Below are 18,204 nucleotides of genomic sequence, written 5' to 3'. Positions count from 1 at the left end.
CGGTCATTTACGTATCAACAACGCACTATTCCAACCGGGGCACAGGCCCCATAAAGCAGGAGGGATGTCATTGAAAGCCTTATTTGAGAAGGAAAAAAATTACTGGAGTCATAAGCTGGAATCTGAGGATCATATCATCTGCCTGCCATACACCAACGACGTGTCCAAGGATACAACTGCAACGAGCTCAAATTCCCATACGTACACGCTCACATTTCCATCTGAAATTTCCGGGCGAATATCGTCTATAACAGGTGGCGCTCCATGGGCTGTGTTTATGATTCTGCTTGCTGGAGTAGAAAGCCTATTACATAAATACACAGGTGAGGAACGTGTGCTGCTGGGCATTCCGGTAGCCAAGTCTGGCAACGGTGCTACAAAGCCGATGAACCATCTACTTTTACTGAAAAACACGCTGGATTCCACAACGACCTTCAAAGCCGTGCTGTCTCAAATCAAAACCTCCGTCAGCGAAGCTATTGAGCACCAAAATATTCCTTTTTGGAACTATACCGAGGGGCTTGAAATTCCACGTAACGAGGACGAAAAGCCTCTTATTCACACCACGGCGTCCCTGCAAAATATCCATATTGCTGATTATTTGAATCATGTACAGTCTGAGCTGGATTTTCAATTTCAATGGGAAAATGCAGCTGTTTCTCTGAACGTGAAGTATAATAGCGACCGTTATAACGAGACGACGATTGAACGCTTTGTTGAGCAGCTGTTGCGGTTGTACACCATTGTTTTGCATCAGCCAGAGCTGGCGATTTCCGCAGCACAAGTGCTGTCAGAGCAAGAAGTGGAGCAACTGGTTCATACTTTCAACGATACAGCTGCGGATTATCCACGTCATGCGTCCATTCATGAGTTGTTCGAGAAACAGGCAAAGCAGACACCGCAGCAGGTGGCGGTAGTGTTCGGAAGAGACAGCCTGACCTATGGAGAGTTGAACGAAAAGGCCAATCGTCTGGCTCATACACTACGTAAGCAGGGGATCTGCACCGAGCAGACTGTCGGCATTGTGGCTGAACGCTCGATTGAGATGATCGTCGGTATGCTCGCGATCCTCAAAGCAGGCGGAGCGTATGTGCCGATTGACTCCGATTACCCGGACGAACGCGTGCGCTATTTGCTGGAGGATTCCGATGCCAAAATACTGCTGGTACAGCGAATGGAACATCGGCCCGCTGATTTTACAGGAACTGTGCTCGACCTGAGCGATTCCGCAATCTATGGAACGGATGATGCTCATCGTATCGATCCTGTTTTGCTGAACGATAACGGGACGTATACTGACACAGCTGACATAGGATACGTGGATTGCTTAAACCCGCTCTATTCCATTTTCGCTAATTCTGAGCTTGCTTCTACTACAACCACGCAATCAGAACAAGCGAAGGCAACCGCTGCTGATCGCTTGGCATACATCATGTACACCTCAGGGACAACAGGCCAGCCGAAAGGCGTTATGGTGGAGCACCGCAATGTCGTGCGTCTGGTGAAAAATACAAACTATGCGCAATTGGATACTGATACGCGCATTTTGCAGACCGGGGCTGTTGTCTTCGACGCGTCCACCTTCGAAATTTGGGGTGCGCTATTGAATGGTGGACAGCTGGTACTGGTGAGTCAGGATGTCATATTGGACGCGCCGAAGCTCAAGGAAGCTGTTCGCAGCCATGGCATTACCACGATGTGGCTGACAGCGCCGCTCTTTAACCAGCTGTCGCAGCAGGACCTGGAACTGTTTGAGGGGATACGGGAGCTGCTGGTCGGCGGTGATGTGCTGTCCGTCCCGCCTATTAATCGGGTGCTGGAGGCCCATCCTTCCCTGCGGATCATCAACGGCTATGGGCCGACAGAAAACACGACCTTTTCCACAACACATGCGATTACCGGCGTGCAATCAGAATCAGTGCCGATTGGCAGCCCGATCCATAACTCGACGGCGTATGTCGTGGACCGTTCGATGCAGCTCCAGCCTATCGGGGCATGGGGAGAGCTGATCGTCGGCGGCGACGGGGTGGCACGTGGATACCGCAACCGCCCGGACCTGACAGCCGAAAAGTTCATAGATAGTCCGTTCCGCAGTGGAGAACGCTGCTACCGTACAGGCGACTTGGTGCGGTGGAGTGCGAACGGGACGCTGGAATACAAGGGACGGATCGACGCACAGGTGAAAATCCGGGGGTACCGGATCGAGCTGGGCGAGGTGGAGGCACAGATGTTGAAGCTGGAGGCGGTGCGAGAAGCCGTCGTGATAGCACGAGAGGATGAGCAGGGGCAAAAGCAGCTCTGTGCTTATGTGGTGACCCATGGGGATGTAGTGGCAAGTGAGCTGCGAAGCGCTTTGAGCCAGGAGCTGCCGGGCTACATGGTGCCGTCGTATTTTGTACAGTTGGAGCAATTGCCACTCACGCCCAATGGCAAGGTGGATCGCCGGGCGTTGCCGCAGCCGGAGGGAAGTGTAAGCTCAGGCGCAGAATATGTACCTCCTCAAAATCAATTACAAGTACAACTGGTGAGTATCTGGAAAGATGTGCTGGAGCTTGAGCGCATCGGGATTAAGGATAACTTTTTTGAAGCAGGAGGGCACTCCCTGCGGGCGACACATGTCATATCGCTTATTCATAAGGAACTGCATAAAAATGTGCAGCTAAAGGACCTGTTTCAGCACCCGACGATTGAACAGCTTGCACATGTTATTGAAGCGCTGGAGCAAACCACCTATGAATCCATACCTGTTTCGGAGAATAAGCCATTTTATGCGGTATCCTCGGCACAAAAACGGATGTATATCCTCAATCAGCTTGATGGAGCGGGAATTAGCTATAACATCCCTGGTGCTCTGACACTGACAGGTTCACTTGATCATAAGACACTGGGTAATGCGTTCCGCCAGCTTATTGACCGCCATGAAACACTGCGTACAAGCTTTGAGACCATGAACGGTGAACCTGTCCAGCGAGTACATGACGAGGTTCCTTTTCGCATGGAGTTGATTCATGCTCACGGCGCTGACCCTAAGGAGACGGACGAGCTGGTACGCGACTTTGTCCAGCCGTTCGATCTTGGACAGGCTCCGCTATTCCGAGTCGGTATGATTGAAACAGATCCAGAGCATCATATTTTGCTGCTGGATATGCATCACATCATTTCGGACGGTACCTCTATAAATGTGCTGATTCAGGACTTCATCCGTTTATATGCAGGTGACACGCTGCCACCGCTGCGCATTCAGTATAAGGACTACGCCGCCTGGCAACAGGATCAGCAGCAAAGTGAACGCTACCGGCAGCAGGAAAGCTACTGGCTGAATACCTTCGTGGGAGAGCTGCCCGTGCTGGATATACCGACCGATTATCCACGTCCGGCGGTGAGAAGCTTTGAAGGAGATGTGCTGGAATTTACGCTCAATCAACGGCAGAGCGAAGGTTTAAAAAGCATTGCGGTACAGACGGAATCGACATTATATATGGTGCTATTGGCTGCTTATACGGCTTTGCTTAGCCACTACAGCGGGCAAGAGGATATTATCGTCGGTTCGCCGATTGCGGGGCGGCCCCATGCTGATCTTGGCAGTCTGATCGGGATGTTCGTGAATACACTGGCGATCCGCAATTACCCGGAAGGCGGGAAAACCTTCCGCGATTATGTGCTGGAGGTCAAGGAAAACGCGTTGAAAGCTTTTGAGCATCAGGATTACCCGTTTGAAGAGCTGGTGGACAAGCTGGGCGTGGATCGAGATTTAAGCCGTAATCCGCTATTTGATACCATGTTTGCTCTGCAAAATCTGGAGCAAAAGGAGCAGCAGCTGGAAGGATTGCAATTGACACCCTATCCGAGTGAACAAACGGCGGCGAAATTTGATTTGAGTCTGTTCGCGCTGGAGGATGGGGAGCAAATTGCTTGCGGTCTCCAATATGGAACCCGGTTGTACAAACGGGAAACTATCGAACGACTTGCGATACATTTGCAGCAGCTTATCCATGCAGTTATAGACCAGCCGGATATCGTTCTTTCGGCTATAGAAATGGTTTCGTCCCGTGAAAAAGAACAGATTGTGCAGCAATTCAACGATACCGTAGCAGATTATCCATATCCACGGAATAAAGCGCTGCATGTGTTGTTCGAGGAACATGCAGCACAATCACCGGATCGGCTGGCAGTTACCTTTGCGGACACACAGCTCACCTACCGCGAGCTGAATGAACGTTCCACTCGTCTGGCACACACATTGGTTTCCCATGGAATACGGCGCGGCTCCGAACCGGAGATACAGCGGGTGGGGATTATGGCTGAACGTTCTATTGAATTGATTGTGGGTATGCTGGCGATTTTGAAGGCTGGAGGGGCTTACGTTCCCATTGATCCCGATTATCCTGAGGAGCGTATCCGTTATTTACTGGAGGATTCCGGTGCGGGGCTGTTACTGTCACAGCGACGTGAGCAGGTTCTTTTTGAACCAGGTATTCCGGTCATAGATTTGAGTGATGAACAACTATGGAGCAGCGAAAATGTATTTTACGATCCTACGGATGAAGCTGCTGTTACTCCCATTGAGGGATCTTCCTCAGATCTTGCGCATGTCATGTACACCTCTGGTACAACAGGAAAACCGAAGGGCGTTATGATCGAGCACCGTAATATCGTGCGTTTGGTAAAAAATAAAAGCCATGCCACACTCGACGAAAATACGCGTTTGCTGCAAACGGGTGCAGTGGTGTTCGATGCCTCCACGTTTGAAATCTGGGGAACGCTGCTGAACGGGGGTCAACTGTATCTGGTGAGCTATGACACCATTTTGGACACTGCCAAGCTCAAACAGGCAATTGACAAGCACAACATTAATACGTTGTTCCTGACCACGCCTTTATTCAATCAGCATTCACAGCAAGATATTGGATTGTTTGCGTCCCTGAAGGAATTGATCGTGGGCGGTGATGTGTTATCCGTACCACATATCAACCGTGTGCTGAAGGAGTACCCGCAGCTTCGTGTGATCAATGCTTACGGTCCAACGGAGAACGCCACCTTCTCCACCACCTATGACATTACAGAACCGCAAACCCAGGCGGTTCCCATTGGACGTCCAATTCATCATTCGACCACTTATGTGGTAAATCGTTCGTTGAAGCTGCAGCCTGTCGGGGCATGGGGGGAGCTGATCGTCGGTGGTGACGGCGTGGCGCGGGGATATCTGAATCGGCCGGAGCTAACGGCGGAAAAGTTTATAGAAAGTCCATTCCGGCCCGGAGAGTACTGCTATCGTACAGGGGATTTGGCGCGTTGGCGTGCAGATGGCGTATTGGAGTACAAGGGACGAATGGATGAGCAGGTCAAAATTCGTGGCTACCGTATCGAGTTGGGTGAAATTGAGACCCGATTATCCACCATTGCAGGTGTGAAGGAATCCATTGTTACAGTACGGCAGGACGATAACGGGCAAAAACAGCTGTGTGCATATTTCGTAACAGACAGCGAATTGAGCGCCAGCGACTTACGTAACGTTTTGTCACAGGATCTGCCTGGCTATATGGTGCCTTCCTACTTTGTGCAGCTTTCCGAGTTGCCTTTGACGCCGAACGGTAAAGTAGACCGCAAGGCATTGCTTGCACCTGAGCACAATGTGGATACAGGCATGGATTATGTGGCACCCAAAACCGATGTCCAGCAAGCGCTGGCTGCGGCTTGGGGGGCAATTCTTGGTATCCAGCGAGTTGGCATACAGGATAACTTTTTCCATCTGGGTGGTGACTCCATCAAAGCCATTCAAGTGTCGTCCCGATTGTTCCAGGCTGGATACAAGCTGGAAATGAAGGACTTGTTCAAATACCCGACGATCGCGGGGTTAAGCACACATATTCAGCCTGTTAACCGGATAGCGGAGCAGGGCGAAGTTACAGGACGTGTTTTGCTTACACCGATTCAGCGCTGGTTTTTTGAACAGCCAACGGCAGAGCCGCACTACTTTAACCAATCTGTCATGCTCTATCGACAGGAAGGCTATGCTGAACAGGCACTTCGGCAGGCGCTCAATCATCTTACGGCTCACCATGATGCATTGCGTATCGTTTTTCGTTCGTCGGAGAACGGGTGTACGGCATGGAACCGCAGTGTAGAGGAAGGCGAAACATATCATCTGGAGAGCTTTGATTATAGGGATAGCCACGTAAACGAGGGAGATTTGGCGAAGGTTATTGAAGCGAAATGCAATGAAATTCAATCCGGCATTTCTCTAAGTGAAGGGCCTCTCATGAGGCTGGGGCTGTTCCGTTGTCCAGATGGAGATCATCTGCTGGTAGTGATTCATCATTTGGCAGTGGACGGGGTATCCTGGCGCATTTTATTCGAGGATTTGGCGACTGCTTATGAGCAAGCCTCCAAGGGTGAACAGGTGATTCAGTTGCCTCATAAAACGGATTCGTTCCAAACGTGGGCCGAGCAACTGTACGCTTATGCCGACAGTCCAGTCATTGAACGTGAGCGGGCGTATTGGGAGGAGCTTGGGCAAGCGGAACTGTCTCCTTTGCCGCAGGATTACAGGCATAACGAGCACGAAAAGCCGTTGATTGGCGACAGTGAGTCGGTTACGGCTGTATGGACAAGTGCGGAGACAGAGCAGCTGCTCAAGCAGGCAAATCGTGCCTTCCGCACGGAGGTTAACGACCTGTTGCTGACGGCTGTAGGGATGGCATTGCAAGCGTGGAGCGGAAATGAGCGTTTCCTGATTCATCTGGAGGGGCATGGGCGCGAAGCCATTTTACCTGAGGTGGACATTACCCGGACGGTAGGATGGTTTACAAGCCAATATCCTATTTTGCTCGATATGCCGGAAGAAGTTGCTCTTTCGCAACGGATTAAGCATGTGAAGGAAGGACTGCGCAGCATCCCGCAAAAAGGGATCGGCTATGGCGTACTGAAATACTTAGCCGATCGCCAGGGACAGGCAGCATCTCCAGCCATTTTTACAGCAGATCCTGAAATCAGCTTTAACTATTTGGGACAGTTCGATCAGGATATGAAGGGGAACGACCTGCAGTCATCCTCTTTCGGTGGGGGCATGCCGCTTAGCCCAACCATGGCACGGACGTATACGCTGGATTTTAGCGGCATGATTTCGGGTGGCCAGCTGGGTTTGACGATCAGCTATAGCCGTACCAGCTATCGACCGGAGACGATAGAGCGATTGGCGAAATTACTGGAATCAAGCCTGCGTGAAATTCTGATGCATTGCGTAAATAAAGAACATTCGGAGCTGACCCCAAGCGACATTTCCTATAAAGGACTGAGTGTGGAAGGCTTGGACAGCCTGTTATCCGAAATGGGTGCTGCGGGTGAAGTAGACAATGTATATGCACTGACCCCGATGCAAAAGGGGATGCTATTTCATAGCCAGCTCGATAGTCAAGCAGCCGCGAATGATGCATATTTTGAGCAGTTCTCTTACGATTTGCGAGGTCAGTTGGACATCCAGGCTTTTGCAGAAAGCATGAATATACTGGTTCGGCGGCATGAGGCGCTGCGTACACACTTTTACTTTGGCCGGGATACAGAACCGTTGCAGGTTGTGTATCGAAGCCGGGATTGCGGCTTTCAATATAAAGATTTACGCAAGCTGGATGTGGATCAAAGGGATACCTGGCTGAAAAGCTTCAAGCTGGAAAATAAAGCACGGGGCTTTGATCTGCGTCAGGATGTTCTGCTGCGTGTGGCGATTTTGCGCACCGGAGAAGACAGCTACCATTTTGTATGGAGCTTCCATCATATCGTCATGGACGGCTGGTGCCTGTCCCTTGTGAACAAAGAAGTGTTTGAGAGCTATGCTGCACTTCAAGAAGGCAGAGTGCCAGTGCTGGCGCCGGCAGTGCCATACAGCAGCTTTATTGAATGGCTGGAAGCGCAGGATCGCGAGGTGGCAGCAGACTACTGGAGCAGCTATTTGTCCGGGTATGAGCAGCAAACAGCACTACCTGCTGTAAAATCCGGTCGCAAGAGTGAAGGCTACACTGCCAGCGATTGGGTGACGGATTTGGAGCGTGAGCTGACCACCCGGGTGGAGGAGACGGCTAAGCGGTATCAGGTGACCATGAATACGTTATTACAAACTGCATGGGGGATTGTGCTGCAAAAATATAACGATCACAATGATGCCGTATTTGGCAGTGTTGTCTCAGGCCGTCCATCGGATATTAGCGGGGCGGAGAATATTATCGGTTTGTTCATTAATACCATTCCAGTTCGCATCCGTAGCGAGGCAGGGGAATCTTTTGCAGAAGTCATGAAGAAAATGCAGGAACAGGCGTTGGCCTCTCATGCATACGATACGTATCCACTGTTTGAAATTCAGGCATTGACTGACCAGAAGCAGAATTTAATTCAGCATATTATGGTGTTTGAAAATTATCCGGTGGATGAGCAGGTCGAGCAATTGGGCCAAAATGACGAGGCTCCTTTCGAGATTGACAACGTGACGGTTTTTGAACAGACGAACTACGATTTTAATCTCGCAGTGATGCCGGGTGAGGCGCTGCGTCTCAGCTTCGGCTATAACACACAGGTTTATGATGTAGCTGATATTCGCCGAATCGCCGGGCACTTTATTCATCTGCTGGAGCAAGTTACAGTCAACCCGAACATCGCTGTAAGCGAAATAAAACTGACAACACCGCAGGAAGAGTCTGAAATCCTGAACGTGTTTAACAGAGGTGCTTCACCAAATACGATATCGGATGATACGACGAGGTATACCTTGCACCGGTTGTTTGAGCAACAGGCTGCACGTACACCGGATCACATCGCTGTTGTATTCGAGGATGCGAAACTCACCTACCGTGAGTTAAACGAACGGGCCAATCAGCTGGCGAGAACACTGCGTAGTCAGGGGGTGAAGCCTGATCAGCGTGTCGGGCTGCTAGCAGAGCGTTCCATTGAAATGATTGTCGGCCTGCTGGCGATTCTTAAGGCAGGCGGCGCTTATGTGCCAATCGATCCGGAATATCCAGCCGATCGTATTCGTTATATGCTGGAGGATTCGGGCGCACCCATCATATTACTGCAACAGGCACTGGCAGATCGCATTTCCTTTGGTGGAGTTATCGTAGCGCTGGATGATCCTCAGGCCTACGCACAAGACGGCTCCAACCTAGTAGCCGTTACCGGGCCGGAGCAGCTCATGTATGTATTGTACACCTCAGGAACGACAGGACAGCCCAAAGGGGTCATGGTCGCTCATCGGAGTGTAGCCAACACGGTGAGCTGGTTTGCTGAGCGTTATGCGGCGTATGTCACACACCGACTGATTTTAACGGCAGAATATACGTTTGACCCAAGCGTGGAGCAAATCTTCGGAGCTTTGCTTCATGGGGGTGAGCTGCATTGCATCCGGCGTGAAACGCTATTGAGTAAGCAGCAGTTGCTGGAATATATCACGGGCCAAGAAATTGGACTGTTGGACATCCCTCCCGTGCTCATGAGAGAGTTTTTAGCCGATGAGCCGAAAATCCCTTGCCTGAATACGTTAATTTGCGGAGGTGAGCGGCTGGAAGATTCATTGAAGGAAAAAATCGTTATAAAAGGGTATAATTTGCATAACCATTATGGACCGACAGAAACGACCATTGATGCGCTGGCTGCCGTTTGCGAGCCGGGAACAGCGGTACATCTGGGCAGGCCGATCCGTCATACGGGAGCATATATCCTGAATAGCGATAAACAACTCCAGCCTGTCGGGGTGATCGGAGAATTGTTCATTTCAGGTGCAGGTTTGGCCGAAGGCTATCTGAACCGTCCAGAGCTGACTGCCGAGAAATTTATAGACCATCCGTATGCACCCGGGCAAAAAATGTATGCTACAGGCGACTTGGCCCGCTGGCTTCCAGACGGCAACGTCGAGTTCGTCGGACGGATCGACGATCAGGTCAAAATTCGCGGCTATCGCATTGAACTGGGCGAAGTGGAAGCGCAACTGGCAAACGTACCATCTGTGAGGGATAGTGTGGTCATCGCCTTGCGGGATGGAGCAGGCCAACAGCAATTATGCGGATATTTTACAGCCGATGAGCAGCTGACCGTCCGTGAGATTCGAGGTGTGTTATCAGCCACTCTGCCGGGCTATATGATTCCATCCGCATTTGTTCAGCTGGATCGTATTCCGCTGACGACTAACGGTAAGATCGACCGCAAAGCGTTACCTGCGCCAGAAACAACGCTGCACACAGGTACAGAATATGTGGCGCCGCGAACAGATGTGGAGCAGTTGCTAGCAACAATTTGGCAGGAAGTGCTCGAAATCCCGCAAGTGGGTGTCCACGATGACTTCTTCACGTTGGGAGGGCATTCCTTGAAGGTGCTAGAGCTCATTCGTAAAGTTCACCTTGCCTCAGACATCGAGCTACCTATTCGTAGTGTTCTGGAGTTCCCAACCATAGAAGAACAGGCACTCGCATTATTGAAATCAGATTTGGAATCCAAGGCAGATAGTCCAATCATTCAATTGAATGAACATGGTCCTGTCTCCATCTTCTGCTTTCCGCCAATGCTCGGATACGGGCTGTCGTTCGCGGAGCTTGCGAAACAACTGGATCAGGACGCAGTCGTCTATGGATTGGAGTTCATAGATGATGCTGCGGATGAGCAGGAAATGTTGGCACGGTATGTTGATTTGATCGTCAGCACGCAAGCGCAAGGTCCTTATGTGCTGCTTGGTTATTCCATGGGCGGTAATCTAGCGCATAAAGTTGCCGATGCGTTGGAGCGTCAAGGCCATGCTGTATCTGACATTTTTATGATCGACTCGGTCAAAAGCACAGAAGCCCTGTCCTTCACAGCGGAAGAAACAGAGCAGGAGATTCATGCTATGCTGGAGCAGGTTCCCGAATCCTACCGTGAGCTGTTAAATGACACGTACCAACGTAAAATGATTGCTTACGCTGTGTATGGCAACCAGCTTCTGAATACTGAGACCGTTCAGGCGAATATTCACGGCTTTGTCGCGGCTGGATCAGAAACGGTTAAGGGAACAGGAGACAACCGACTTTTATGGAAAAACGCTACACAAGGCAGCTATGCAGAGTACACCTTGATTGGCGGTCACTATGAGGTGCTGGAACCCGGGTTTATCGAGGAAAATGTAAAAAGTATACGTGCCGCAATACAAAACATAGCACTGCATAGCCCGCCCCAATCCCAACCTACAGTCGATGATTTGTCTGGAATTCGTTAATTATGATCTGTAACCAAGATCTGTAACAAAAATCTGCAACTCCATGAATCCTGGTCGAACACGTACGAAAGCCTATTGCTTGCGCGACTCGATCAGGATTCTCCTTTATCATCTGCCCGCCCCTATGGGAAGTGCGATGATTCCATAGCGCCATGCTGGTTGCTCCAAGACCGACCGGAATGACCTGCTCCGCTATGCAATCACCGCACCGTTAATGAATCAACTATTTCATCAAAAATGGCTATACAAGCTGAACTTAAAAAATTCACATCAAAAACGGAGTGGTCGGAATGGTGCTGTACAAGCGATAGCGGTCGCCTTTGCCCCCAGATTTCGACCATTGTGAGTTCATTCAAGAAATCTGTGGGCAACAGCGATGGGAAGCACCATCCGCCTGCGCAGTGGCACACCATGTGAATTTTTGACTAGGCTTGTATAGACCACTTCACACGTAAGGATGGTACTTCACATGAAGAAAAAAGGCATTTTTTGCCTATCAGCATTCATAGCATCGTTGTTTTTCTGGAACCTGCTCATTGATACGGCATGGGCAGCAGGCAGCATAACGCCAGATCAATTGGAAGAGACAGTGGAACAAATCATGAGTACGGAGCTGGAAAAATTGCATATTCCGGGGGCCGCTGTCGTTGTGACCCAAGGTGATCAGATTTACTTCAGCAAAGGGTACGGATATGCGGACCTGGAGCAGAAGACGGCTTTCGACCCGACCAAGACGATTGTACCCGTCGGCTCGCTGACCAAGTCGTTCAGTGCAACTGCCGCTATGCAACTGGTAGAGCAGAACAAGCTTGATCTAAACCAGGACGTGAACAACTATCTCAAAAGCTATAAAGCTTCGCAATTTCAAAATCAGCCTTTCAATCTGCATCAGCTTTTGACACACACATCTGGATTGGACGAAGCGGTGTATGGCATTAACAGTCCGACCAAAGCAGGCTCTTTGCCCACAGATCAGTATCTCAGTACCTATTTTCAAAATCAGCCTCCCATTCGTAAGCCCGGCGTTCAGTATGACTACAGTAATGTGGCCTACGGGCTGGTTGGTAATCTGGTGGAGCAAGTGAGCGGTCAAGGACTGGATGATTACCTCCGTACACATCTGTTCCAGACGATGGATATGCCTAGCGCGACACTGGATTTGCCGCTAAACAATCCGGCATTGGCTCAATCGTATCAGTGGAACGATGGAGTATACCAGAAGCAACCTTTTTCTTATATCAATCTGCCTGGAGCGGGGGCGCTAAACGTCACGCCAAATGAATTTTCACATTATCTGATCACTCATTTGAATGAAGGAAAGTATGGGGAACAGGTGGTGCTCCAGCCACAAACCGCAGAAGCCATGCATGCACTGCAATTTGCAGCTGATGCGCGTCTGGATGGCGTGGGCTACGGATTTTTTCGCGGTCAACTGGAGACGGGAGTACCCATGCTGTGGGCTACAGGGGAAATTGATGATTTTATTTCCGAAATGGTACTGATTCCATCCCGAAAAATAGGTATTTTTGTGACCATCAATGCGGCTGACTCGGGCACCCTGCTTCATGGAGAAGTCATAAATTCGATAGCCAAATTGCTGCCCGCAGAGTCGCAGGCTGCTCCTCGATCATTGGCTCGTTCTGCCACGGAAGTGAAGCTTTCGCCAGAGGTTGAGGGAGTATATCAGGTAAGTCTGAACCCCGTTCATGGTTGGGGCAAATGGATTCGGATGCTGGGAAGCATTAAATACACCGTTAGCATTCAGGATGATCACACGTTGATCGTCAACGGAGAGTACCCAAATGAAAATGAAACAACGGACAAAATCTTTCAAGCGGCAGGCGATGGGCTGTTTGCGGAAAAGGGAGGACAGCTTAAAATTTTGCTGTATCAGCAAAACGGTACATGGATGATGATCGCCCCGGATAGCAAGACCATGAAGCAGACGACACTTTGGCACCGTACCTGGACATTACTTGTCAGCTACGCTGCCGCCTCCTTGTTTTTCATCACAACCCTGCTGATTTGGATCGTAAGGTATGTGATAAGAGCTATCCGCAAAAATAAAGCTCACATTTCTTCCACCCTTGCATTCATCGCGTTACTTAATACGATTTTTCTCGGCGTGCAGTTTAATTATGGTAACAGTCAGATTGTATATGGCTATCCCACCTGGTATATCTGGGGGATTTGCACGCTTCCGTTGATTTCAGCCCTAATTGCCGTATGGGTATTGATCGTGAACAGCGCAAGGCTGATTACAGGAGAGAGGAAGGCCAGAGCCACCGGAAAAGTCCTGTTTGCGATCATCACGTTATTGCACACGGTATATCTTTTTTACTGGAACTTCCTTCCTGTTCATTACTCCTAAACATTTACAAAACATCGCATGTCCGAACATAAATGAATGCTAGAATTTGTATTTGATCCCCCTCATCGGGGGCCATAACCAACAAACAGGAGGAATAGAATGGGAATCTTTCGCAGTTTTACATCCCGTGGCTTCAAATATGCAACCGCTATGGTATTCACTTTGTCATTGTACGCTGGTGCTGTGAGCAGCATACAACCGGCATGGGCAGAAGGCCCGGCTGATCCGGCCCCTTTCATTGCAGCCAAAGTGGTCAATGAAAACGCTGGCAAAAAAGTGTTGTTCGATAATACACACGGACAGACAGCCGGTGCGGCAGACTGGGTGATTGATGGCGGATTTTCAGACTTTGGCCAAGCCCTTGCAAGCAACGGCTATGATGTGCATGAGCTTCGCAAATCTACGCCGATTACTTACAATGATCTGAAGGATTATGATGTATTTGTGACGGCAGAGCCGAATATTCCTTTCAAACAAAGCGAACAGGCTGCGATGGAGCAGTATGCCAAAGCAGGCAACAGCATTTTCTTCATTGGAGATCATTATAATGCGGACCGCAACAAGAACCGTTGGGACGGATCAGAGAGTATTAACGGCTACCGTCGCGGAGCATGGGAAGATCCTGCCAAGGGAATGAGCGCGGAAGAAAGAAGCTCGGCAGCGATGCAGGACGTAGTCAGCTCAGATTGGCTGGGCAGCCAGTTTGGTGTGCGTTTTCGCTACAATGCATTAGGCGATATTACCGCTAATCAGATTGTCGAGCCAGCGCAGGCGTTCGGCATTACAGCTGGAGTGAGTAATGTGGCAATGCATGCAGGATCAACGCTGGCGATTATCGACCCGGCTAAAGCCAAGGGCATTGTATACCTGCCTGAAACGAATCAGGCTTGGGGGAATGCGGTAGATCAGGGCGTCTATAACGGAGGCGGAATACCGGAAGGACCCTATGCAGCCGTATCCAAAGTAGGACTGGGCAAAGCTGCTTTCATCGGAGATTCATCTCCTGTTGAAGATGCGACACCGAAATATCTGCGCGAAGAGACAGGAACCAAGAAGACGACGTATGACGGCTTTAAGGAGCAGGATGATGCCGTGTTGCTGGTTAATATCGTTGATTGGTTATCCAAGCAGGAGAACTACACCAGTCTGACGGATGTGAAAAGCTTGCAGCTCGACCAGCCGACAGCACTGCTGCCTTTTGAAGAGCCGCAGGCTTCGACGGAGCCACAAGCCGAGCCTTGGTCCGCTCCCGCAGCCGGTTACAAGTGGTGGGATCAGCAGACTTTTAAGGCTGGAGCCTATGGTGGATCTACTGCCAGTGCGCAGCCCGTGTACAGTATCGTTCGTCAGGAACAGCTGCCGAATGCAGAGCCTTTTCAAATTCGGATTGCAGCCGATCAACTTGCACCGAATACCACGGTTAGCGGATTCAGCACAGGTATTTATGTAGCGGGCGGCAATCAGGTAGCCCAGATTCAAAACCCGGATGGAAGCTGGCCGACCTCTTACGGCTATAGCGGAACATTCAGCCTGAAGTCCGACGGCAAGGGGCATGCCTACATAGACCTCACAGTTCGGATCAAGCCGGGAACCAGCGGTTCGGCCAGTCTCAGGCTGAGACAAAACGGCAGCAACCTGTTGACGCAATCGGTTGTACTGGCGAATGTTCCGGCCCAGCCGTTGCCCGAGGAAGGGAATACCGTCCCGGCTCGTATCCGTGTTGCAGAAGCGCGGAGTCTCCCGGCTGGCAAAGTGGTTACACTGGAAGGTACGGTGACGACCGAACCGGGTGCATATGGCGGTCAAGCCTTTTATATGCAGGATGAAAGCGGCGGTATTTACGTATATCAAAACCAAAGCGGTTTTCACCAAGGCGATCAGGTGAAGGTTACGGCAACCCTGGCGCTGTATAACAGCGAGCTGGAGCTGACCGATCCGGTGGCCATTGAAAAAACAGGAGAAGGACAGCTTCCGGAAGCTCTACAGATCACCGAACTAAGCGATGCTAACCAAGGGCAGTTGGTCGAACTTCCACATGCTATCATTCGTAATGTAGTAGACGCGACTCCCGTTGGTTCGTTCGAATTTGATGCGGTGTCCGGCGAGGTAAGCCAACATGTACGCGTGGATGCGCGTACAGGCGTAACACGGACCTCTTTTCCGTATCAAGAAGGACAGCAAGTGAAGATCAAGGGAATTTCAGCGATTTTCAAAGGGAGTTACCAATTAAAACCTCGTGGTCTCGATGATTTTACAGCTCAGGCAGGGGCGGCATTGCAAGAAGTGAAGCTTTCGCTGGATCAAACAACCCTCAACGTTGGGGATACAGCAGTAACACATCTCAGTGGTACGCTCACGGATGGTAGCCAGGCGGATTTAAGTCATGCTTCCGTTCAGTATGCCAGCAGTCATGAGTCTGTTACCCTTGATACGTATGGACAAATTAATGCAGAAAAAGAGGGGAGCGCCGAAATTACGGCTAGCGTAACCCTGGACGGTAAAACCATCGTATCCAATCCAGTAACCGTTACAGTCCGGAAAGCCGTTGCAGGCGAAGTGCCGGGCAAACCTGTACTGTCCCATGATAACGGGCAGAATACCGGATTGAAGGACGGCGATTATAATATCACCATGAATCTATGGTGGGGTACGAACGGTGACGAACTCAAGCTGTATGAAAACGGCGAGTTGATCGGGACTCAACCGTTGAAATCCGCCTCCCCCGGGGCACAGAACGCAGTCATCCCGTTAACGGGCAAGGCAAAGGGCACTTATACGTACACCGCTGAGCTGATCAACGCTTCCGGTAAAATGGTGAGTGACCCGTTAACCGTCGAAGTGACCGATGCTTCGCCCGGCATTCCGGTGCTATCTCACAACAACTGGGATGGTGACGGCAATTACACTGTTGCTATGAACATGTGGTGGGGCACGAATGCGACCCAATACCATTTATATGAAAATGGCGAGCTGATCGACACGCAAGAGCTGCCAAACCAAACGCCGCAGGCTCAAAGCGCAGTCACAGATATCCAAGGCCGCAAATCGGGCACCTATGAGTATCGGGCCGAGCTCGTCAATGCCTCAGGAGAAACTTTTGGCAAAACGATAATCGTCGAAGTGAAAGAACGCTAAATGTAAGAGCATCTACTGACTTTTTGAGAGTCGCTAGATGCTCTTTTTACTTATTCGGTCGTTTCATATGTCTGTCTATCGGTTCTCATCCCGGATATCGGTATTATTACAAAAAAAGCCCCCGGGAACGGGGACCTGCATATTTAAGATTGAGTTGGTTGAGCCGAGAGATTATCTATATTGGTGGAGCCAAAGAAGAATAAAACAATCAGAATTGTAATAATAAGAAACTCTGCAAAATGCTCTCCATCAAACTCACTTGGCGCAAGCTCACTCACCACAAATAACCCCTTTCGTAATCGGCATATTACTTTTGCATTTTCTTTTGAAAGGCTTGTATCACTTGATCCAGCGTCATATTCCCGTTATCATTTAAAAATTTCACCATGTTATCGACGTTGGAAGGGTCTGCTGCTAATGTTTTGTATTTTCCCGTTAATCCCACAAGCAGCGTTGCTTGTCTGTATAAAGTAACGGAATCGACATGCAGCTTTCCTGTTAATAACAGGGCTGCTACGATGACCTCCACATTTTTTCCATGCAGGGCGGAGAAGATAGACGAGTTACTATTTAACCCATTTTTCTTTTGTCCGTTGGGGTTAGGGGATGATTTGGATTTTTGATTGCGATTACGGTTTCCATTCTTTCCTAAGGAAGTCATTGAATCTTCCTCCCGCCATGTGCTGTCCTTGCCCGTCTTTTATGCCAGTGAGGTATAAGGACAACGGAACTGCGCGTGCTCATTCAAAATGCCGTTATATTCATATGATATGCGAACCAGAAAGCGTTGGTTACTGTAAGAATAACCCTGTCTGGGTGAACCCGACTCCTATCACCCTGTAATTTCTTTTCGCATGTTGCTCCAATATAGGTTAAACTACTATAAAGCAAGCCAAATAGGAGTTGTAGATAAAATATGTCGAATGAAGAAGTTTTGTTGACTAAAGAGGGATTGGCCAAGCTGGAGGATGAGCTTAAGGAACTGAAGACCGTAAAACGCAAGGAACTCGCCGAACGGCTTAAGCTGGCTATCAGCTACGGCGATTTGAAAGAAAATAGTGAGTATCACTCAGCCAAGGACGACCAAGCGTTTATGGAAACCCGGATTCTCATATTGGAGAAGATGCTGACCAAAGCCCGGGTCGTGGATGAGAGTAATTTGGACCTTAGAACCGTTAGTATCGGATCGACAGTCATTCTGAATGACCTCGAATTTTCTGAGAAGATGGAGTACAAAATTGTAAGTCCTGCTGAGGCGGACGTGCTGGATAACAAAATTTCCTATGAAAGCCCTCTAGGCAAGGAGCTTTTGGGTAAAGAAGTGGGCAGTATCGTTCATGTAAATGCACCTATGGCTGTCATCAAATACGAGTTGCTCGAAATTAAGTTAACGTAATCCGTTCCCGATTCCCTTGTATGAGGGGGCCGGGATTTTTACCTTTTCAGGAGATTATTTTTCATCCTGTAAGCC

Annotated in this window: 6 protein-coding genes; 4 read left to right on the top strand and 2 right to left on the bottom strand. The window is 49.8% G+C overall.

Annotation, left to right across the window (positions count from 1 at the left end; all coding sequences use genetic code 11):
• Positions 1 to 70: 70 nt before the first annotated feature.
• From E0698_RS23045 to E0698_RS23035, 3 genes are all read left to right on the top strand, one after another.
• Positions 71 to 11,227 (top strand): non-ribosomal peptide synthetase, encoded by an 11,157-nt coding sequence (locus E0698_RS23045; RefSeq protein ID WP_192513026.1) that lies wholly within the window; start codon positions 71 to 73, stop codon positions 11,225 to 11,227.
• 469 nt (positions 11,228 to 11,696) lie between these two features.
• On the top strand, positions 11,697 to 13,598 hold the full coding sequence (locus tag E0698_RS23040; RefSeq protein WP_192513025.1) for a serine hydrolase domain-containing protein: 1,902 nt from the start codon (positions 11,697 to 11,699) through the stop codon (positions 13,596 to 13,598).
• Between the two features lie 99 nt (positions 13,599 to 13,697).
• Positions 13,698 to 16,733: an endonuclease gene (locus E0698_RS23035; RefSeq protein WP_192513024.1), complete on the top strand. Its 3,036-nt coding sequence runs from the start codon at positions 13,698 to 13,700 to the stop codon at positions 16,731 to 16,733.
• A gap of 143 nt (positions 16,734 to 16,876) precedes the next feature.
• Here the strand turns inward: E0698_RS23035 and E0698_RS27370 are convergent, their stop codons facing one another.
• Positions 16,877 to 17,011 (bottom strand): hypothetical protein, encoded by a 135-nt coding sequence (locus tag E0698_RS27370; RefSeq protein ID WP_262384646.1) that lies wholly within the window; start codon positions 17,009 to 17,011, stop codon positions 16,877 to 16,879.
• 29 nt (positions 17,012 to 17,040) lie between these two features.
• Entirely contained in the window at positions 17,041 to 17,394 is a 354-nt protein-coding gene (locus E0698_RS23030; protein ID WP_192513023.1) for a hypothetical protein, read from the bottom strand.
• 255 nt (positions 17,395 to 17,649) lie between these two features.
• Between E0698_RS23030 and greA the strand changes: the two genes are divergently transcribed.
• Positions 17,650 to 18,129 (top strand): transcription elongation factor GreA, encoded by a 480-nt coding sequence (greA, locus tag E0698_RS23025; protein ID WP_192513022.1) that lies wholly within the window; start codon positions 17,650 to 17,652, stop codon positions 18,127 to 18,129.
• Positions 18,130 to 18,204 lie beyond the last annotated feature (75 nt).

This window comes from Paenibacillus sp. 23TSA30-6, assembly GCF_014858585.1.
Classification (GTDB): Bacteria; Bacillota; Bacilli; order Paenibacillales; family Paenibacillaceae; genus Paenibacillus.
This window is presented reverse-complemented; position numbering and strand designations above follow the sequence as displayed.